The 18,353-nt window shown below is 70.0% G+C and carries 20 protein-coding genes and 1 pseudogene; 13 read left to right on the forward strand and 8 right to left on the reverse strand.

Annotated elements, in window-relative coordinates; all coding sequences use genetic code 11:
• Positions 1-29: 29 nt before the first annotated feature.
• Together ACFWCK_RS15895 and ACFWCK_RS15900 are read left to right on the forward strand one after the other, a co-directional pair.
• Positions 30-611, forward strand: a complete 582-nt coding sequence (locus ACFWCK_RS15895; protein ID WP_378806787.1) for a hypothetical protein — start codon at positions 30-32, stop codon at positions 609-611.
• A 56-nt stretch (positions 612-667) separates the two neighbouring features.
• Complete coding sequence (locus ACFWCK_RS15900) at positions 668-1,393, forward strand: class I SAM-dependent methyltransferase (RefSeq protein ID WP_233312393.1); 726 nt, start codon at positions 668-670, stop codon at positions 1,391-1,393.
• 16 nt (positions 1,394-1,409) lie between these two features.
• On the opposite strand, the gene ACFWCK_RS15905 is transcribed toward ACFWCK_RS15900, so the two are convergent.
• On the reverse strand, positions 1,410-1,820 hold the full coding sequence (locus ACFWCK_RS15905) for an ester cyclase (protein ID WP_378806788.1): 411 nt from the start codon (positions 1,818-1,820) through the stop codon (positions 1,410-1,412).
• Positions 1,821-1,948: 128 nt separating this feature from the next.
• Between ACFWCK_RS15905 and ACFWCK_RS15910 the strand changes: the two genes are divergently transcribed.
• Entirely contained in the window at positions 1,949-3,010 is a 1,062-nt protein-coding gene (locus ACFWCK_RS15910) for a polyprenyl synthetase family protein (protein ID WP_378806789.1), read from the forward strand.
• Positions 3,011-3,035: 25 nt separating this feature from the next.
• Positions 3,036-4,409 carry an FAD-dependent oxidoreductase gene (locus tag ACFWCK_RS15915; protein WP_378806790.1) on the forward strand — a complete coding sequence of 458 codons (1,374 nt, stop codon included), beginning with the start codon at positions 3,036-3,038 and terminating at the stop codon, positions 4,407-4,409.
• Between the two features lie 101 nt (positions 4,410-4,510).
• On the opposite strand, the gene ACFWCK_RS15920 is transcribed toward ACFWCK_RS15915, so the two are convergent.
• Complete coding sequence (locus ACFWCK_RS15920; RefSeq protein ID WP_378806791.1) at positions 4,511-4,945, reverse strand: hypothetical protein; 435 nt, start codon at positions 4,943-4,945, stop codon at positions 4,511-4,513.
• 89 nt (positions 4,946-5,034) lie between these two features.
• On the opposite strand from ACFWCK_RS15920, the gene ACFWCK_RS15925 reads away from it, so the two are divergent.
• Positions 5,035-6,084: an alpha/beta hydrolase gene (locus ACFWCK_RS15925; protein WP_378806792.1), complete on the forward strand. Its 1,050-nt coding sequence runs from the start codon at positions 5,035-5,037 to the stop codon at positions 6,082-6,084.
• A 49-nt stretch (positions 6,085-6,133) separates the two neighbouring features.
• On the opposite strand, the gene ACFWCK_RS15930 is transcribed toward ACFWCK_RS15925, so the two are convergent.
• The 6 genes and pseudogenes from ACFWCK_RS15930 to ACFWCK_RS15955 form a co-directional block, all read right to left on the reverse strand.
• Positions 6,134-6,769, reverse strand: coding sequence for a GntR family transcriptional regulator (locus ACFWCK_RS15930; protein WP_233312387.1), 636 nt, complete (start codon positions 6,767-6,769; stop codon positions 6,134-6,136).
• A gap of 188 nt (positions 6,770-6,957) precedes the next feature.
• Entirely contained in the window at positions 6,958-7,152 is a 195-nt protein-coding gene (locus ACFWCK_RS15935) for a DUF1905 domain-containing protein (protein ID WP_378807377.1), read from the reverse strand.
• Positions 7,118-7,243: pseudogene (locus ACFWCK_RS15940) on the reverse strand (DUF1905 domain-containing protein); the annotation flags it as partial. The gene ACFWCK_RS15935 and the pseudogene ACFWCK_RS15940, both read right to left, overlap by 35 nt.
• Positions 7,240-7,629, reverse strand: a complete 390-nt coding sequence (locus ACFWCK_RS15945; RefSeq protein WP_378806793.1) for a VOC family protein — start codon at positions 7,627-7,629, stop codon at positions 7,240-7,242. The pseudogene ACFWCK_RS15940 and the gene ACFWCK_RS15945, both read right to left, overlap by 4 nt.
• Before the next feature lie 97 nt (positions 7,630-7,726).
• Positions 7,727-8,215 carry a YajQ family cyclic di-GMP-binding protein gene (locus ACFWCK_RS15950; protein ID WP_233312384.1) on the reverse strand — a complete coding sequence of 163 codons (489 nt, stop codon included), beginning with the start codon at positions 8,213-8,215 and terminating at the stop codon, positions 7,727-7,729.
• 25 nt (positions 8,216-8,240) lie between these two features.
• Complete coding sequence (locus ACFWCK_RS15955; protein WP_233312383.1) at positions 8,241-9,260, reverse strand: LacI family DNA-binding transcriptional regulator; 1,020 nt, start codon at positions 9,258-9,260, stop codon at positions 8,241-8,243.
• A 325-nt stretch (positions 9,261-9,585) separates the two neighbouring features.
• On the opposite strand from ACFWCK_RS15955, the gene ACFWCK_RS15960 reads away from it, so the two are divergent.
• From ACFWCK_RS15960 to ACFWCK_RS15995, 8 genes are all read left to right on the forward strand, one after another.
• On the forward strand, positions 9,586-10,824 hold the full coding sequence (locus tag ACFWCK_RS15960) for a maltose ABC transporter substrate-binding protein (protein ID WP_233312382.1): 1,239 nt from the start codon (positions 9,586-9,588) through the stop codon (positions 10,822-10,824).
• A gap of 87 nt (positions 10,825-10,911) precedes the next feature.
• Entirely contained in the window at positions 10,912-12,540 is a 1,629-nt protein-coding gene (locus ACFWCK_RS15965; protein WP_378806794.1) for an ABC transporter permease subunit, read from the forward strand.
• A gap of 1 nt (position 12,541) precedes the next feature.
• Positions 12,542-13,468, forward strand: a complete 927-nt coding sequence (locus tag ACFWCK_RS15970) for a sugar ABC transporter permease (protein ID WP_378806796.1) — start codon at positions 12,542-12,544, stop codon at positions 13,466-13,468.
• A gap of 97 nt (positions 13,469-13,565) precedes the next feature.
• Positions 13,566-15,458: a glycoside hydrolase family 13 protein gene (locus tag ACFWCK_RS15975; RefSeq protein ID WP_378806797.1), complete on the forward strand. Its 1,893-nt coding sequence runs from the start codon at positions 13,566-13,568 to the stop codon at positions 15,456-15,458.
• Between the two features lie 97 nt (positions 15,459-15,555).
• The gene (locus ACFWCK_RS15980) at positions 15,556-15,699 is read left to right on the forward strand and encodes a hypothetical protein (protein WP_233312378.1); all 144 of its coding nucleotides are present in this window, start codon (positions 15,556-15,558) and stop codon (positions 15,697-15,699) included.
• A 131-nt stretch (positions 15,700-15,830) separates the two neighbouring features.
• Positions 15,831-16,967, forward strand: a complete 1,137-nt coding sequence (locus ACFWCK_RS15985; protein ID WP_378806798.1) for an ABC transporter — start codon at positions 15,831-15,833, stop codon at positions 16,965-16,967.
• 96 nt (positions 16,968-17,063) lie between these two features.
• The gene (locus tag ACFWCK_RS15990; protein ID WP_378806799.1) at positions 17,064-17,501 is read left to right on the forward strand and encodes a hypothetical protein; all 438 of its coding nucleotides are present in this window, start codon (positions 17,064-17,066) and stop codon (positions 17,499-17,501) included.
• Positions 17,502-17,700: 199 nt separating this feature from the next.
• The gene (locus tag ACFWCK_RS15995; RefSeq protein ID WP_378806800.1) at positions 17,701-18,348 is read left to right on the forward strand and encodes a spermidine/putrescine ABC transporter substrate-binding protein; all 648 of its coding nucleotides are present in this window, start codon (positions 17,701-17,703) and stop codon (positions 18,346-18,348) included.
• Positions 18,349-18,353: the final 5 nt, after the last annotated feature.

Consider the following 18,353-nt stretch of genomic DNA (forward strand, 5'->3'; position numbering starts at 1 on the left):
CCGTCCGAGGCGCGACATAGAGTGGCACCGTGACCGCCGAACGACCTGCACCCGGAACCGAGATCACCTTCCAGTGGCGCAAGTGGGACGGCTCTCCGCACTGGCGTCACGAGTGCGTCTACCTCGGCGCGGACGAGTGGGGCGACTGGGTGGGGCAGCCCGTCGGATGGGGGAGCGAACGCCCCGGTCGCACCTTCACGGCGGCGGCGCCCAACGTCACGCTCGTGCCGCCGAGCGGTGACTACGCGCTGACCGTGAACCGCGAACACCCCAAGGGCATGCGCATCTACATCGATCTCGCGTGGGACGTGCGCGCCGCGGAGCCCGCCGCACCCCGGGCGGGCGAGACCCCGGTGCTCTTCACGGGCATCGACATGGATCTCGATGTCGTGCGCGTCGAGGGGGAGCGTGGCACCTGGATCGACGACCAGGACGAGTGGGACGAGCACCGCGTGCACTACGGCTACCCCGTCGAGGTGCAGCAGCACCTGGAGGCGCTCGCCGCCGACCTCGAGTGGCGCGTCCGCGCGCAACTGCCGCCCTTCGACGACGCCACCGCCGACGTGTGGCTGGACCGGCTCGAATCGCTCGCCCTGCCGCCGCACCCGTAGCGCGACGAGAAAGGGTGCCCGGCATGCGCACGGCTCCGCCCGCGTAGGCTGGGCGGGTGAGTGCGAACGAGCAGCCGAACCGCGCAGACCTCGGCAAGGATCCGTCCCGCGTCAGCGGCATGTTCGATCAGGTCGCGGCCGGCTACGACCGCACCAACACGGTCATGACCGTCGGCAACGACGCCCTCTGGCGCGCGGCGACGACGCGCGCGGTCGGACCGAAGAAGGGCGAGCGGATCCTCGACCTCGGCGCCGGCACCGCGTCCTCCTCGGCGTCCCTCGCCGGCAGCGGCGCCGATGTGGTGGCAGCCGACTTCTCGCCGGGGATGCTGGCCGAGGGCAAGCGCCGTCATGGACATCTGCCGAACCTCAGCTTCGTCGAGGCGGACGCGACGAACCTCCCGTTCGACGACGACACCTTCGACGCGGTCACGATGTCGTACAGCCTGCGCAACGTCCAGGATCCGAAGAAGGCCATCGCCGAGCTGTACCGCGTGACCAAGCCCGGCGGCCGCGTGGTGATCAACGAGTTCTCCACGCCGCCCGCCAAGCTCCTGCGCGGCTTCTACAAGCTGTACAACGCGCAGGTGCTGCCGCGCGTCGCCCGGCTGGCCGGCACGAACGGCGAGGCCTACGACTACCTCAACGAGTCGATCAGCGCCTGGCCCGACCAGCGCACGCTCGCGAGCTGGCTGCGGGAAGCGGGCTGGGTCGACGTGGCCTGGCGCAACCTGTCCTTCGGGATCGTGGCGCTGCACCGCGCCCGCAAGCCGAAGGCGTGACGCCGCCGGGGTGCGATCAACCGCGCGGGGGTGTCAGGAGAGCCGCGATGTCCGCGATCTCCCACGCCTCGGCGATGAGTCCGTCCCGCAGGTGGCAGACGATCGCCTGATCGATCGTGAAGAGGCGATCGACGCCGGTGGCCTCCGTGGTGACGCTGCCGAGGTCGCCCACGATCGTCCCGGTCACGATGACCCGGGCCATCTCGGTGTCGCCGTCGGTGAGGATCTCCTGGATCTCGTGCCGCAGCCCCTGCAGCGAGGCCAGCGCGTCGCGCCAGACCTGCTTCTCCTCCTCCCGGCTGGTGGTCGACAGCCCTGCCGGGGCATGGACGACGACGTCGGCGTGCATGAGCCGGTCGAAATCGTCGACGTTCCCGCTGTCGCCGGCGGCGAGCCAGCGCGCCGTCACGGAGGATCCGGAGATCATGGCCCTCAGCATAGGACCGCGGTGCGCCGTGCGGCAGGGGCGGGACGGCTCGATGCCGGCCAGGGGATCCTGACGCCGTCGCGGCACAGGGAACCGGGCACGGTTCGCGCCCAGGTAGGCTGGACGACGTGACTTCGAGCCCCGCCGCCACGGGTTCGCGCCTCGCGAGCCGTCTCGGTTTCAGCGACCGCGTGTTCGTCGGCCCCGCCGCGCGCAAGCTCGCCCGCGAGGTCGAGGCGGGTCTCGACCTGGTCGAAGAGGGCCTCGCCGTCGACCTGCGCGTCGCCGACTCGATCGCCGACGCCCCGAGCCGCTACCTCTACGAGGCGGGCGGCAAGCGCGTGAGGCCGGTGCTTTCCCTGCTCACCGCGCAGCTCGGAGCCGGAAACGTGCCCGCCGTGATCGACATCGCGAAGGCGCTGGAGATGACGCACCTCGGCTCGCTGTACCACGACGACGTCATGGACGGCGCGGACCGCCGCCGCGGCGTGCCGGCCGCGCAGACCGTGTGGGGCAACAACATCGCGATCCTCACCGGCGACATCCTGTTCTCCCGGGCGAGCCAGCTCATGTCCCGGCACGGCGACCGCGCGATCCGTCTGCAGGCCGACACGTTCGAGCGGCTCGTGCTCGGACAGATGCACGAGACCGTCGGCCCGCAGGAGGGCGACGACCCGGTCGAGTTCTACATCCAGGTGCTCGCCGACAAGACCGGCTCCCTCATCGCGGCGGCCACGCAGGCCGGGGCGATATTCTCCGGCGCCCCCGCCGAGTACGAGGAGCCGCTGCGCAGCTACGGCGAGAAGGTCGGCGTGGCGTTCCAGCTGCTCGACGACGTGATCGACCTCTCGGCGAAGCCGGAGGACACCGGGAAGGTGCCCGGCACGGATCTGCGTGCGGGCGTGCCGACCATGCCCTCGCTGCTGCTCAGCGTCGAGACGGATCCGGAATCCACCGCGCTCGCCGCGGAGATCGAGGCCGGCGTGCAGCGGATCGCCGCAGGCGAGGATCCCGCGATCCTCGACGACGCCCTCGCGCGCCTGCGCGACCACGCCGTCACCCAGAAGACCCTCGATCTCGCCCGCAGCTGGACCCAGGGCGCGATCGACGAGCTCGCCGTGCTGCCCAAGGGGCCCGTGCGCGAGGCGCTGACCCGGTTCGCGGAGTCGCTCGCGGACCGCAGCAGCTGACGTCCTGCTGCCGAAAGGAACCACCATGACCAAGCTCAGGCTTGCCATCGTCGGAGCCGGCCCCGCCGGAATCTACGCCGCCGACCTCCTTCTGAAGGCCGAACGGCGCTTCGACGTCTCGATCGACCTGTTCGAGCAGCTCCCGGCGCCGTACGGCCTGGTGCGCTACGGCGTCGCCCCCGATCACCCGCGCATCAAGGGCATCATCACGGCCCTGCGCGACGTGCTGGACCGTGGCGACATCCGCCTGTTCGGCAACGTGAACTTCGGCACCGACATCACGCTCGAGGATCTGAAGCGGCACTACAACGCGGTGATCTTCGCGACCGGCGCGCGGCGCGACACCGGCATGGACATCCCGGGGATCGACGCAGTCGGATCCTACGGCGCTGCCGACTACGTGAGTTGGTTCGACGGGCACCCCGACGTGCCGCGCGAGTGGCCGCTGGACGCCGCGTCCGTCGCGGTGATCGGCAACGGCAACGTGGCGCTCGATGTGTCGCGCATGCTCGCCAAGCACGCCGAGGACCTGCTCGTCACCGAGGTGCCCGCCAACGTCTACGAGGGCATGAAGGCCAGCGCCGTCACCGACGTGCACGTGTTCGGCCGCCGCGGGCCCGCGCAGGTGAAGTTCACACCGCTGGAGCTGCGCGAGCTCGGCGAGCTGCGCGATGTCGACATGGTCGTCTACGACGAGGACTTCGACTACGACGACGCCTCCCGCGACGCAATCGCCAGCAATAAGCAGGTCATGGTCATCGACCGGGTGCTGCAGTCCTGGCGCAAGCGGGACTCGGTGAACAACGCCGGCGGATCCGCGTCGCGTCGTCTGCACCTGCACTTCTGGGCGCGCCCCGTGGAGGTCCGGGCCGATGAGAACGGTCGCGTCTCCGCGCTGGTCTACGAGCGCACCAAGCCGGACGGCACCGGCGGCGCCGTCGGCACGGGAGAGATGCGCGAGGTGCCGATCCAGGCCCTGTACCGCGCCGTCGGCTACTTCGGCTCGCCGCTGGACGGCGTGCCCTTCGACAAGAAGCACGGCGTGATCCCGAACCGCGAGGGCCAGGTGCTCGCGAAGGACTCCAACCAGCGCGTGCCCGGCATCTACGCCACCGGCTGGATCAAGCGAGGACCGGTGGGGCTCATCGGCCACACGAAGTCCGACGCGATGGAGACGATCCGTCACGTCATCAATGACCAGGGCTCCTGGTGGCAGCCGGAGGACCCGTCCGAAGAGGCGATCCCCGCACTGCTCGCCGAGCGCGGCGTGCGCTGGACCGACCTCGACGGCTGGCACCGGCTCGACGAGCACGAGATCGCGCTCGGCGCCCCCGAGGAGCGCGTCCGCGTCAAGCTCGTGCCGCGTGAGGACATGGTCCGCGTCTCCCGCGGGGAGTGACGCGGATCCGGATTCTCTTCGGGGAGCGATGTTCGTCCGGATCTCCCAGCGGAGGGGACAGACATCGCTCCTCGACCGCGCGTTCCGGCGGCCCGCGGCGGCTACTTCTTCGCGGTCACCTCGACGGTGAAGGCCAGGTGCTTGCCCGAGGCGCTGTTGTCCATCGTGACCTTCGTCGTGCCCTCGGCGAGGGCGTCGAGACCAGGGTTGAACTGAGCGGATCCGTCGTCCTTGCCGGGGACGAAGGAGACGATCTTCGCGTCGGCGATGTCGGCGGTCCAGTGCGTGAAGTCCTTGTCGTCGCCGGTGAGGTCGATCGTGTTGCCGAGGGGCACCTGGACCGTGGTCCCGTCGATCGAACCGAGATCCGCGATGATCGGCGGCAGCACGCCGGATCCCGTGGTGGCGGGGGCGCTGCCCGTGCTGCTGGTCGGCGCGGTGCCGCCGGAGCAGCCCGCGAGGGCGAACGCCCCGGTGGTCAGCGCGGCGACCGCCACGAGGCCGGCGATCGAGCGGTGCAGTCGAGTGCGGATCATGGTTCCTCCTGAGCGGTGCGCGTCGATGTGGCTCAGCGTAGAGGAGGCGGGCTCGGAGCGCCTCTGAACGGCGCGGATACCCTGGATCCATGAGCCGCCCCGCCTCCGCCGTGTGGACACCCGATGTGCTCGGCGACGAGTTCGAGCAGCTCACGCTGCCGCTCGGATCCGACGACGAGGGCGAGATCGTCGCGACCTTGGTGCGGGCGCTGCCGCAGCACAGCGCCTGGCGGAGACTTTTCGGGGACGGCCGGCAGCTCGCCGACACCGATGTGCTGTACGTGCACGGGTGGTCCGACTACTTCTTCCAGAAGCGGCTCGCACGGTTCTGGACCGGCCGCGGCGCACGCTTCTTCGCGCTCGACCTGCGCAAGTACGGCCGAAGCCTGCGCGAGTACCAGACTCCGGGCTACATCGGAGATCTCGTCGACTACGACAAGGACATCGCCGCCGCGCTTGCCGCGATGCAGGAGGGATCGGGCGCGGTCGGCCGCCGGCTGGTGCTGCTCGGCCACTCCACGGGCGGGCTGATCCTCAGCCTGTGGGCCGCGCGGCATCCCGGTGTCGCCTCGGCCGTGATCCTGAACAGTCCGTGGCTGGAGTTCCAGCTGTCGCGCTTCACGCGGGAGACGATCACTCCGCTCGTGGGTCTGCGGGCGAAATACCGTCCGCTCGACCGCGCACCGCAGGTCGACCTGGGCTACTACACGCGCGCTCAGCAGGAGGCGGCGGATCCGACGGATCCGATGGAGGTCAACCTCGACTGGCGGCCTGCGCAGACCATGGCCGTGCACGCCGGGTGGCTGCATGCGATCCTGGGCGGTCACGCGGCGATCGCGGCCGGGGTCGCGATCGGCGTCCCCGTGTGCGTGCTGCTGTCGGCGCGCAGCGCCGTGCCGACAGCCTGGTCGGATGACCTCACGCGTGCCGACAGCGTGCTCGTCGTCGACGACATCGCCCGCGCCGCGCTGAAGATCGGGCCCTCGGTGACGATCGAGCGCATCGACGGCGCACTGCACGACGTGTTCCTGTCCCGCCATGACGCCCGGGAGGAGGCCTACGCCCGCCTCGGCTACTGGGTCGACGGCTGGTCCGCGGCGGACCGCGTCGCACGGCGCGGGCCGGAGACGCGCGCCTGATCCGAGCGCGGCGAGAGGCCGGCCGCCGATCGCTCGCGGTTCCGTCCGGTCAGTCGACGAGGTGCACGGCGCGCATGAGATGCTCCGCGGCGTGCCCGTCACCGGCGAGGATCGCCTCCGCGAGCTCGGCGTGGAGCGTGCGCATGGCGTCCCGCTGCGAGGCGTCGACGGACCACGGTCGCAGATTGCGGGACAGCGGCATGCTCGTCTCATCGAGCACCGAGCTGAGGATCTCGTTCTCGCAGCGCTCGGCGAGGTAGTGCAGCAGCGCCCAGCGCTCGGCGGAGAGGGCCGCCGGATCGTCGAGGCCGTCGTTCAGGCCGCGAGCGAGAGCCGCCGCTTCCTCGCGCTCCGCGTCGCTCAGCCGCGGCACCGCGATCGCGGCGATCGCTCCGCCGAGATAGCCCGCATACTCGAGCGTCTTCGCCGTGAGCTGCGGCGGCACCTCGGTGACCTGCGTGTACCGGCTCGGGTACATCTCGACCAGGCCGACCCGCTCGAGCCGCTGCAGCGCCTCCCGGATCGGCATCCGTGACACGCCGAACTTCTCAGCCAGATCCGCATCCCGGATGCGCGATCCCGGCGGCAATGTGCCGTCGATGATCGACGCACCGACCTGCTGATACACCTCCTCCGCGAGGAGTTGCTTCGTCGCCCCCAGCGGCGACCGAACCACGCCAGTCATCGGACCGCGTTCGCCCATCACTACCCCCAAGTAGTTTCCCCAGAACAGCACTATCCCACCGCTCGGGGGCAAACCCAAATACCGGTATCGAAGTGATGTCCGAGTCGCGCATCCCGCGACATCGAGAGGTGTTTCTGCGACGTCAGGGGCAGTTTCGGGGCGATGGGACGTTCGGGACCAATCGGGGGTCAGCTGCGCCGGCGGGTGAGGCGGACGGTGACCTCGTCGCCCTCGTCCTTGCCGATCGCCCGGCGGATCGTGCTCGAGACCGGCAGCTTGTGGGTGCCGTCCGCCCAGCGCCATGAACGCGCCGTCGAACGGGTGCCCGTCGACGGTTCCGGACACCTTGACCAGGCCGCGCGTACCGAACACGGTCGCCGAATCGGGCAGCTGGACGCAGATCCAGGTGTCGCCCGTGTGCGCACGGCCGAGGATCGCGGTGAACGTGATGTCCAGCGGACCCGCGGTGCTCACGACCCCGCGCCGTCCGTCTCGGGCGCCGTCCCGGTGATCGAGAACGCGTTGCCGTCGGGGTCGCGCCAGGCGAACATCGCCGGAGTCCCGGGCCAGCGCAGGATCTCGTCGACGTCGATGCCTCCGGCGGCCATCGCGGCATGAGCGGCGTCGACGTCATCCGAGGTGAACCGGATCCCGATCGATCCGCGGTGCACGGCGGGATCCGCGGGCTCGAGAGTGACGACCACGTCACCACCCGGAGTCAGCTCGATCCAGCGGCCGTTCGGCGTGGGGACGTCGCGGAGCACAGCGAAGCCGAGGCTCCGGTAGAAGCGCAGCGCCGCATCCTGGTCGTCCACCGGGATGCTGACGGCACGAATGCCGGTGATGGGGGTGCTGTCCATGATGTGTCCCTTTCCGGAGCGGAGGATCCGTCCAGGAAGATGACGATCGACGTCGCCCGCGATCGACATGCCGCCCGGAATCGAGCGGCGCGTCCGGTCACCGGAAGTTGATGAACTGCAGATCCAGGTCGAGATCGGATCCCTTGAGCAGCGCGATCACGGCCTGCAGGTCGTCGCGGCTCTTGGACTGCACCCGCAGCTCGTCGCCCTGGATCTGCGACTTGACGGACTTGGGGCCCTCGTCGCGGATGATCTTGCCGATCTTCTTCGCGTTCTCCGAGCTGATGCCCTCCTTGAGGGTCGACTCGAGGCGGAACTCCTTGCCACTGGCCGTGGGGTCGCCGGACTCCAGGCTCTTCAGCGAGATGCCGCGCTTGATGAGCTTGGTCTGGAACACGTCCAGCACTGCTCGCGCGCGCTCGTCCGAGTTCGCCAGGATCAGGATCTTCTCGCCGCTCCACGCGATCGAGGCGCCGACCCCCTTGAAGTCGTAGCGCTGCTCGATCTCCTTGCGGGCCTGGTTGAGGGCGTTGTCCGCCTCCTGGCGATCGACCTTGGACACGATGTCGAATGAGCTGTCAGCCATACAGGCAGTGTAACGAGGGGCGGGCTCACGCGGTTTCGTGAACGGCGCCGCCCGGGCGAGCCGTCGACGAGCGCACCACGAACCGCGGGGTGAGCGTCCGGTGCTCCGGGGCCGCACCCGGGTTGTCCAGCTGTGCGAGCAGCAGGTGAGCGGCGAGACGTCCCTGGCCTGCGGGATCCTGGGCCAGCGTGGTCAGCCCGAAGAACGCCGACAGCTTGTGGTCGTCGATGCCGACGATCGACAGGTCGTCGGGGACACGCAGGCCCAGGTCGCGCGCCGCCAGCATGCAGCCGATCCCGATCTCGTCGCTCGCGGCGAAGATCGCGGTCGGCCGATCGTGCGCGAGCAGCGCCTTCGCGGCCGCGTACCCGGAGGGGATGTCGAAGTCGGCTTCCCAGAACCCCGTCTCCTCGACCTCGAGCCCCGCCGCGCGCATCGCGGAGAGCCAGCCGTCGTAGCGCGCGTCGCCGAGCTGGAACGCGCTCGCGATCGTCCGCCCGGCGCCCACGTAGGCGATGCGGGTGTGGCCGAGGGAGAGGAGGTGCTCGGTGGCGAGAGTCGCCATCCGCGCATTGTCGACGTCGACCGCCGTGGCGCCTTCGATGTGGCCGCCGATGCTGACGACGGGCTTGCCGAGAGCGCGCAGCGCGCGGATCTCATCGGGCGTCAGCTCGATGCTCGCCGCGATCAGGCCGTCGATGCTCGCGCGACGCAGCGAGCTGCCGAACACCTGGTCGCGCTGGGACTCGTTGCCCTGGAGGTCGTACAGGGTCACGTCGTACCCCTGGCTGAGCAGCACGGACTCGATGCCGGTGAGCAGATCCGTGAAGAACCAGCGGTCGATGAACGGCACCATGAACCCGATGTGCCGTGTTCGCCCCGATGCGAGCCCCGAGGCGTTCGACGAGATGACGTAACCGAGCTCGGCGGCTGCCGCCAGGACCTTCTCCCTGGTCGCAGGCGACGCCGTCTTCCCGTTCAGCGCTCGCGAGACCGTGGCGGTGGACACACCGGCGAGACGCGCCACATCGGCGATGTCAGCCACTCGGGCCTCCTGAGAAGTCGGGTCAAGGCAGGGTATCGGTCGGCACCGGCGAGCGACGCTCTTGCGGCGATCGTCGATGTTTGTTCGGCTCATTGTTGTAAACGCTTCCGAATGACGCAACCCTCAGTGGATCTGGCCTCATCGCCAGCAAACATAAGGGGTCTGTCGGATGCTGTCGAAGCCGGACGGAGACGACGAAGGGTTGCGCGATAGTGTTCGGATCCGCATACTGTAAACGCTTGCAATTCTCGCAGGCGGAGCGAGCGCCCTCGGGCGCGGGATCGGAGCCGATCGCGCTCCCTACAGCACCGAGAGAGGTACACCGATGAAGGTGAACAGGAAGAGCGTCGTCGCGTTCGGCGCACTCCTCGTGGCCGGCGCACTGGCGCTGACCGGCTGCGGCGGCAGCAGCAACGCCGGCGGCGCGTCTGCCGGCAGTGACAAGACCACGGGCTCGCTCACGGTCTGGGTCGACTCCAACCGTGCGGCCGCGATGAAGCAGGTCGCCGCCGACTTCAAGAAGGACAAGGGCATCACCATCAACCTGGTGGTCAAGGACTTCGGCAAGATCCGCGACGACTTCACCGCTCAGGTCCCCACCGGCAAGGGCCCCGACATCACGATCGGCGCGCACGACTGGATCGGATCCTTCGTGAAGGACGGCCTGGTCGCCCCCATCGAGCTGGGGGACTCCGCCTCGAAGTTCGAGAAGGTCGCCATCTCCGCCGTCACCTACGACAGCAAGGTCTACGGCCTGCCCTACGCGATCGAGAACATCGCGATCCTGCGCAACACGGCGCTCGCCGACTCCACCCCGGCCAGCTACGACGAGATGATCGCCAAGGGCAAGGCCGCCGGCACCAAGTACCCGTTCCTGATCGGGCTCGACGCGGCGACCGGCGACGCGTACCACACCTACCCGTTCCAGACCTCGTTCGGCAGCCAGGTCTTCGCGCAGAACGCGGACGGCAGCTACGACGCCAAGAAGCTCACGATCGGCGACGAGGCCGGGCAGAAGTTCGCCACCTGGCTGGGCGCGCAGGGCGCGGCCGGCATCTTCAACCCCGGCCTGACCGGCGACCTCGCCAAGGCCGCCTTCAACGCGGGCGAGGCTCCCTACTTCATCAGCGGCCCGTGGAACCTGCCCGACGCGGAGAAGGCGGGTATCAAGGTCTCGGTCGACCCCATCCCGAGCGCCGGCGGCCAGGAGGCCCGGCCGTTCGCCGGAGTGCAGGCCTTCTTCGTGAACGCGAAGTCGAAGAACACCCTCGCGGCGAACGAGTTCCTGGTGAACTACCTCGCCACCCCGGCGGTGCAGACCGCGCTCTACAAGGCGGGCGGTCGCCCGCCGGCGCTGACGGAGTCGTTCCAGGCCGCCCAGTCGGACCCCGCCGTGGCCGGCTTCGCCAAGGTCGGCGCCAACGCCGTGCCGATGCCGTCGGTGCCCGAGATGGGCTCCGTGTGGGACGACTGGGGCAAGTCCGAGGTCGCGATCATCAAGGGCGGCGACCCGGCCGGCACCTGGACCGGCATGGCCCAGGCGATCCAGACGAAGATCGGCTGATCCGATCATGAACCCGGTGCGGGGAGACGCGCGGTCGCGCCGCCTCCCCGCACCTCCGCCCGCTGACGACGTTGTGAAGGGGTCGAGATGACGGGTCCTGCCGTGCAGGAGAAGACGCTGGAACCCTCGGCCATGTCCGCCGAGGACCGGGCTCGCAACCGCCGCCAGCGGCGCGCCGCCGCCTACGCCGAGGCCGCTTCGGCCGGCTGGAAGGTGTGGCTGGTCAAGATCGTCGCGCTCGCGGTGATCGACGCGCTCGCCCTCTACGCCGTGTTCGCGCTCGCCGCGAGCGCGCAGTGGACGCCGGCCGTTCTGGTCGCCGTGGGCGTGCTCGCGATCAACGCCGTCTACCTCATCCCCGGCCTGCTGCCGGCGAAGTACCTGACGCCGGGGCTCGTATTCCTGCTGATCTTCCAGATCTTCGTGGTGCTGTACTCCGGCTACGTCGCCTTCACCAACTACGGATCAGGGCACAACTCCACCAAGGAGGACGCCGTGCAGGCGCTGCTGCTGCAGTCGCAGACGCGTGTCGCCGACTCCCCGACGTTCTCCGTCAAGATCCTGGAGAAGGACGGGAAGTTCTTCTTCCTCACCTCCGAGCCCGGCAGCGACGAGCCGCTGATCGGCGGCGCCGACCGTCCGCTCTCCACCGAACCCGGCATCACGTCCGACGGCGCCCCGGGCTTCATCACCCTCGACTTCCCGAGCGTGATCGCCCATCAGGACGACATCGCCGCGCTGGCCGTGCCGCTCTCGCACGATCTGAACAAGGGCTACCTCAAGACCACCGACGGATCCAAGGCCTACCAGTTCACCTCGACGCTGAGGTGGGATCCGAAGGCCGACACGATGACCGACACCAAGACCGGCGTCGTCTACTCCGACACCGGAAGGGGCGCGTTCACCGCGAAGGACGGCAAGGCCCTGCTGCCCGGCTGGCAGGTGTGGGTCGGCGGGGACAACTTCGTCCGCGCCTTCTCGGACCAGTCCATCCGGGGCCCGTTCCTCGCGGTGCTGCTGTGGACCTTCGCTTTCGCGATCCTCTCGGTCGCGACGACGTTCATCCTCGGTCTGTTCCTCGCCATCGTGTTCAACGATCCGAAGATGCGCAGCCGCAAGTACTACCGGCTGATCATGATCCTGCCGTACGCGTTCCCGGCGTTCCTGTCCGCGCTGGTGTGGGCCGGGCTGTTCAACAAGGACTTCGGCTTCATCAACCAGGTCGTCCTCGGCGGTGCATCGATCCCGTGGCTGACGGATCCCTGGCTCGCCAAGGCGGCGATCCTCATCGCGAACCTGTGGCTCGGGTTCCCCTACATGTTCCTCGTCACGACCGGCGCTCTGCAGTCGCTGCCCGACGACGTCGTCGAGGCCGCGCGCGTGGACGGCGCGAGCGTGTGGCAGACGTTCCGGCTGATCAAGTTCCCGCTGCTGCTCGTGGCTGTGGCGCCGCTGCTGATCGCGTCGTTCGCGTTCAACTTCAACAACTTCGGGCTCATCTTCCTGCTCACGAACGGCGGCCCGCAGTTCACCGGCGCGAGCATCAACGTGGGATCCACGGATCTGCTCATCTCGATGGTCTACAAGGTCGCCTTCGTGGGCTCCGAGCGGGACTATGGTCTCGCCAGCGCCTTCTCGATCATCATCTTCGTGCTCGTCGCCGTGATCTCCCTGATCGGATTCCGGCAGACCAAGGTGCTGGAGGATCTGAACTGACATGACCGACATCGCAACGACCTCCGCCACGACGGCGACCGCCGCGCTCATCGCAGCACCGGCGCCCCGCGCCCGTCGGCCGTTCGGACGCTGGTTCCGGGAGACCGGCTGGCGGCACATCATCGGCATCGTCATGCTCGTGTTCGCCGGCTTCCCGCTGGTCTACGTGCTGTCCGCCTCGCTGAACCCCGGCGGGACCCTGCTCAGCACGAACGGCCTGTTCTCGAAGATCAGCCTCGACAACTACGTGCAGCTGTTCCAGGATCCGTCCCGGCCCTACGGCGCCTGGTTCCTGAACACGATCTTCATCGGCGTGCTCGCCGCGGTGTCGAGCGTGTTCCTGTGCGCGCTCGCCGCATATGCCTTCTCGCGCATGCGTTTCCGCGGACGCCGCACCGGGCTCATGACCCTGCTGCTCGTGCAGATGTTCCCGCAGTTGCTGGCGATCGTGGCGATCTTCCTGCTCATGTCCGCGATCGGCGACATCTTCCCGGCGCTCGGGCTGAACTCGCAGATCGGCCTGATCCTCGTGTATCTCGGCGGCGCGCTGGGGGCGAACACGTTCCTGATGTACGGCTTCTTCAACACGATCCCGGCCTCGATCGACGAGGCGGCGAAGATCGACGGGGCTGGCCACGCCCGGATCTTCTTCACGATCATCCTGCGTCTGGTGGCGCCGATCCTCGCCGTCGTCGGCCTGCTGGCCTTCATCGGCATCACGGGCGACTTCCTCATCGCGTCGACGGTGCTGATCTCCCCGGAGAAGCAGACGCTGGCGGTCGGGCTCTACCAGTACGTCTCCACCGACGCGAAGAACTACGCGGTGTTCGCGGCCGGGGCCGTGCTCGCGGCGATCCTGCCGATGATCCTGTTCCTGTCGTTGCAGAAGTACATCGTCGGCGGCCTCACCGCCGGTAGCGTGAAGTGAAGATCCTCGAATCACAATCCAAGGGCTCTGTCACGGCATCGGTCGTGCAACCACGTCGACTCCGGCGGGCTGCCGCCGCACCACGAAAGGCCCCGACATGACCGCTCCGCTCCCGCACCACGACGGATCCCCGCTGCACGTCTCCGAGGACGCCCCCGCTCTCGGCGACGTCGTCCTGGTTCGTCTGCGCGTGCCGGCCGACTACGGCCCGCTCGCAGCCGTGCGCACGCGCTCCAACCCCGACCACGAACCGGAATGGACCGACGCCGCCCGGATCGGCGCCGCCGACGGCTGGGAGTGGTGGGAGGCGCCGGTCACCGTGCGCAACCCGCGGCACGGGTACCGGTTCCTGCTGCAGCACGAGGACGGCCGGATCGAGTGGCTGAACCAGACGGGGATCCACCGCCTGGAGACGCTCGACGCCGAGGACTTCGCCCTGGTCGCCGAACCCGCGCCGCCCGCCTGGCTGCACCAGTCGGTGATGTACCAGGTGTTCCCGGACCGCTTCGCCCGGTCCGCGCAGGCCGATGAGCACCCGACGCCGGACTGGGCGATCCCGGCGGACTGGGACACCCCGGTGGATCCGGTCATGCCCGGCCGCGCGCACCAGTTCTACGGGGGAGACCTCCCCGGGATCGTCGAGCACCTGGATCACCTCGTTGAGCTCGGCGTCAACCTGCTCTACCTCACGCCCGTCTTCCCCGCTGCGTCCAACCATCGCTACGACGCCTCGAGCTTCCTCCGGGTCGACCCGCTCCTGGGCGGCGATGAGGCGTATGCGCGCCTCATCGAGGAGGCGCACGCCCGCGACATCAAGGTGATCGGCGACCTCACCAGCAACCACTCGGGCGACCGCCACGAGTGGTTCCGCGCGGCGTTCGGCAATCCCGGAGCGCCCGAGGAGCGGTTCTACTACTTCACCGACGACGACAACACCGAGTACGAGTGCTGGCTGGGCGCGAAGAGCCTGCCCAAGTTCGACTGGGCGAGCGAGGAGCTGCGCGAGCGCTTCATCACGGGCGAGGGCTCGGCTGTCGCGCGCTGGCTGAAGCCGCCCTACGCAGCGGACGGCTGGCGCGTCGACGTCGCGAACATGACCGGCCGCCTCGGGGCGATCGACCTGAACGCCGACGTGCGCCGACTGCTGCGCGACACCGTGCGGGGGATCAACCCGGATGCGATCCTGCTCGGGGAGTCGACCAACGACGCGACGAGCGACCTGCAGGGCGACGGGTGGGACGGGGCGATGACCTATCCGTCCTTCACGCGCCCGGTGTGGGCCTGGCTGAGCGAACCGAACAGCGCGCCGTACCTCACCGCGGAGGGGGAGGAGCGCACCGAGAGCTGGTTCTTCGGCATGCAGACCGGGGGGATCCCTCGCTACACCGCGCGCGACGTCGTCGACTCGATGACCCGATTCACCGGGGGGATCCCCTGGCGGGTGCGGCTGGGCAACATGCAGCCGCTGGACACGCACGACACGGCGCGGTTCGCGACGAATGCCGCGCCGGGCACCGTGCCGGTGGCGGTCGGCCTGTCGATGACGCTGCCGGGGCTGCCCGTCGTGTTCGCCGGGGACGAGTTCGGCCTCATCGGCGTGGACGGCGAGGCCAGCCGCACGCCGATCCCGTGGGGGACCGAGGGCGAGGCGGACACGGCGGAGCGCATCGCGCTGTACCGCGACCTGGTCGGACTGCGCCGCGCGCACCCCGTGCTCGGCACGGGCGGGTTGCGGTGGCTCCATGTCGATGACGATGGCCTCGTGTTCGTGCGGGAGTCGGCCGAGGAGACCATCCTCGTGCTCGCCGCCCGTGGGGACGTCGACATCGAGCTCGCTGTCGGGGCGCTCGCCGGGGCCGCGGCGGCGGAGGCGCTGTTCGGCGATGCGACGCTCGCGTTCGCCGAGGGTGGCGCGGTCGCGCTCGTCGCGGAGGGGCCGGTGTTCGCCGCATGGGCCCTGCCGGGGGTGGCCGCTCCCGACGCCGGCTGAGTGCGGCACGGTCGCCCGACGCCCGTCGAGGCCCCGGGGCGACGCCTCCACCGCGCGCCGCCCTCGTCCACGCGCTCTGCGCTCGTACCCTCGAGGTATGGCACGGATCGGGGGGCGCAACACCGGGATCGCGTGGCTCGCGGGCGTCGTCTGCGCCGGGGTCATCGCCGGTCTCGTGTACCTCGCCGCGCCCATGGGGCCCGTGATGGTGAACTACTTCGCGGGCCTGCTGCATCAGTGAGGCGGATGCGCCCGTGACGCGGATCCGGACGTGATCCGGATCCGGCATCCGCGGTTTCCCGGCACGTCTCCGCGACGGCGCACCTCCTCGGAGATAGCCTCGAATCACCGTATCCGTATGGAGGAGCTCCCATGAGTGACCACGAGGTTTCGAAGCCGGCGCAGGCGCACGACGTCGACGACGCCGTGGCCGCCGCGCCCGAAGCGGACGTCCAGGGCGCCGACACCACGGCCGTCCACGCTGAGGCCGGCCCGATCGAGGGCGCCGACGTGCAGCCGACCCCGGCGGCCGCCGACGTGCAGGCGGTGCCTGCCGACGCCGCATCCCAGGACACCGCCGGCGAGGATGTCGCCCAGGCTGTGCAGCCGGACCACGCCGCCGTCGCCCAGAGTGCGAACCAGAGCCTCGCGGAGGCCGAGCGCGCCGCCGACGGGGCGACCGCACGGGGCGAAGCCCCGGCCGCGGACCAGCACGCTGCCGTCGACGCGGATCTCGCCGCCTTCGAGGCGGCGGAGGCCGCCTACCCCGGCACCTTCGGCGGCACCTTCACCCCGCCGTCGTCCGAGACCCCCACCGTCGTCGCGGCGGCGGCCGCCACGGAGACCTCGGCGTTCGAGCAGGCGACCACCCGCGTCGACACCGTCGCCGAAGCGCCCACGCAGGAGCTCGCGCCGGCCGTCATCACCCCGGGGGCGACCGACGTGCCGCCGCCCATCTTCGTGCAGGCTCCCGAGCCCCCGCGCGAGCGCGGCAACCGCGGTGCGATCTTCGGCATCGGCCTGCTGGCCGCGATCGCCTTCGCGATCCTCTACCTGGGCACGGCGCTCGGCATCGCCGCGTTCGACGGCAAGGTCACCACGGACAGCGTCGGCACGTACCTGCTCGACCAGGTCCGCAGCCCGGGGCTGTGGATCCCGGTCGTCGTGTTCGCGATCGGGTTCTGGCTGCTCGGCGGCATCATCAACCGCGGACGCTGGGGCTACTGGGTCGTCTTCGGCATCATCGTCGGCGGGTTCGCATACGGCGGTCATCTGCTCGGCGCGATCGGATCCGTCGAGTTCTGGAAGCTCGGCGCGACCCAGCTGGCCGAGAACGTGAACGGCCAGCTGCTCGCCCCGCTCGCGATCGCCGCGTTCATCTTCGGCCGCGAGCTCACCATCTGGTTCGGCGCCTGGGCCGCCCGCGCCGGCGCACGCCGCACCGCGCAGAACGAGGAAGCGCAGCGCGAGTACGAGCGCGTCCTCGAAGCCGGGCCCCAGCTGCCGTAGCGGCGCCGGCCTGCACCGCAGGAGAGCATCACGAACGGATTCGCGCCGAACCCCCGCGAGCCCCGGCCCGCGGGGGTTCGGCCTGTCCTCGCCTGGGTGATCGGGGTGATCTCGTTCTTCGCGCTGGCGATCATGGGCCTCGGCATGCTCAGCCTGCTCACCGAGCACGACCTCATCGCGGTCCCGCGGCTCGGCCAGCTGCCCGGCATCGTCGGCATGGTGCTCGCCGTCGTGGTCTTCGCCCTGTCACTGCGAGGCGTGCTCGCGAACCCGCATCCGTCGTTCGTCGCGACGGTGTTCCTCGCGCTGGGGGCGGCGCTCGTGCATCTGGGCGGCGTGTGGGGCGCGGCCGTGGCCGAGGGGGCGGGCGCGGTCGACGCCACCGCCGCCGCCGGTCAGCTCGTGCTGGGCGGAGCGAGCGCCGTCATCGTGGTGGCGGCACTGATCGCGGCGTGGGTGGCGATCGCACTGCGCCGCACGGAGGCCAGGGCGCCGCGCTGGCCGTGGGAGAAGGACGACGACGAGCAGCCGTGACGCCCCCTTGTCCGCTCGGCTCTGGCGTAGCGCGCCCTGATCAGGTGAAGGCGCCGAGAACAGATCCGAGTGGATCCGCCTGACTTCGGTCGATCGGCCCGATCGCGGCAGCGGCGCAGCCTTCCCGCGCGGCTGCCATGACGCCGCCGATCTCGCGTGCCGTGGCCGCCCGGGCGTGTCCGCCCCGTACGCTGGAGGCGTGGAGCGCTCGCTGGAGACGCAGGTGGACCAGGCCGTCGAGGCCTGGCTGCGCTGGGTGCCGCGCTGGGAGCCCTCCACGCACCGCGGTCGTGTCGCGCCGTGTCGCCGCTGCCTCGGCTCTCCCGTGCTGTCGGCCGCGGGCATCGGCGGGAACGTGCCGCACGGCGTGCAGCACGGGTTGTCCACGCGCATCAAGACCATCGTCGACCACGCCGTCGCCGAGTACACCGCCCGGAACCTGCCGATGCTGCAGGGCGAGCTCGACCAGCAGGCCGCGCGCAACCGCGCCCGCGCCTACCGGCCGACCGAGGACCTCGAGCCCGAGTACGAGGGCATGCCGCTGGATCCGGATCCGGTTCCCGGTGCGCCGTTCCTGTTCACGCTCGCGGGCATGGCCGATGAGGATGCGGGCGAACTGCCCCCGCTGCCGCCACTCAGTGACGACGCCAAGGCTGCACTGCGCCACGAGGTCGCGCTCGCCGACGACTACGCGAACGTCGTGGGTCGCGAGATCTGCGGCCTGCTGCTGCGGCACCGCCTGCGGGTGCAGGCGGCGATCAGCGAGTACGTCGAGCCCCAGATCGAGGCGATGCTCGCCGAACTCACCGAGGCGCTGGACTCGCCCTTCGACCCCGACACCCTCTGACCCGG

It is taken from the genome of Microbacterium sp. NPDC060117 (assembly GCF_042729315.1).
Taxonomy (GTDB): Bacteria; Actinomycetota; Actinomycetes; order Actinomycetales; family Microbacteriaceae; genus Microbacterium.

Bases quoted from the DNA above. Each gene is read 5' to 3' on its own strand.
- ACFWCK_RS15905 (WP_378806788.1), bottom strand. From the start codon at position 1,820: ATGATCTCCGGATCCTCCGTGACGGCGCGCTGGCTCGCCGCCGGCGAC.
- ACFWCK_RS15915 (WP_378806790.1), top strand. From the start codon at position 3,036: ATGACCAAGCTCAGGCTTGCCATCGTCGGAGCCGGCCCCGCCGGAATC.
- ACFWCK_RS15920 (WP_378806791.1), bottom strand. From the start codon at position 4,945: ATGATCCGCACTCGACTGCACCGCTCGATCGCCGGCCTCGTGGCGGTC.
- ACFWCK_RS15925 (WP_378806792.1), top strand. From the start codon at position 5,035: ATGAGCCGCCCCGCCTCCGCCGTGTGGACACCCGATGTGCTCGGCGAC.
- ACFWCK_RS15930 (WP_233312387.1), bottom strand. From the start codon at position 6,769: ATGACTGGCGTGGTTCGGTCGCCGCTGGGGGCGACGAAGCAACTCCTC.
- ACFWCK_RS15945 (WP_378806793.1), bottom strand. From the start codon at position 7,629: ATGGACAGCACCCCCATCACCGGCATTCGTGCCGTCAGCATCCCGGTG.
- ACFWCK_RS15950 (WP_233312384.1), bottom strand. From the start codon at position 8,215: ATGGCTGACAGCTCATTCGACATCGTGTCCAAGGTCGATCGCCAGGAG.
- ACFWCK_RS15960 (WP_233312382.1), top strand. From the start codon at position 9,586: ATGAAGGTGAACAGGAAGAGCGTCGTCGCGTTCGGCGCACTCCTCGTG.
- ACFWCK_RS15965 (WP_378806794.1), top strand. From the start codon at position 10,912: ATGACGGGTCCTGCCGTGCAGGAGAAGACGCTGGAACCCTCGGCCATG.
- ACFWCK_RS15970 (WP_378806796.1), top strand. From the start codon at position 12,542: ATGACCGACATCGCAACGACCTCCGCCACGACGGCGACCGCCGCGCTC.
- ACFWCK_RS15975 (WP_378806797.1), top strand. From the start codon at position 13,566: ATGACCGCTCCGCTCCCGCACCACGACGGATCCCCGCTGCACGTCTCC.
- ACFWCK_RS15980 (WP_233312378.1), top strand. From the start codon at position 15,556: ATGGCACGGATCGGGGGGCGCAACACCGGGATCGCGTGGCTCGCGGGC.
- ACFWCK_RS15985 (WP_378806798.1), top strand. From the start codon at position 15,831: ATGAGTGACCACGAGGTTTCGAAGCCGGCGCAGGCGCACGACGTCGAC.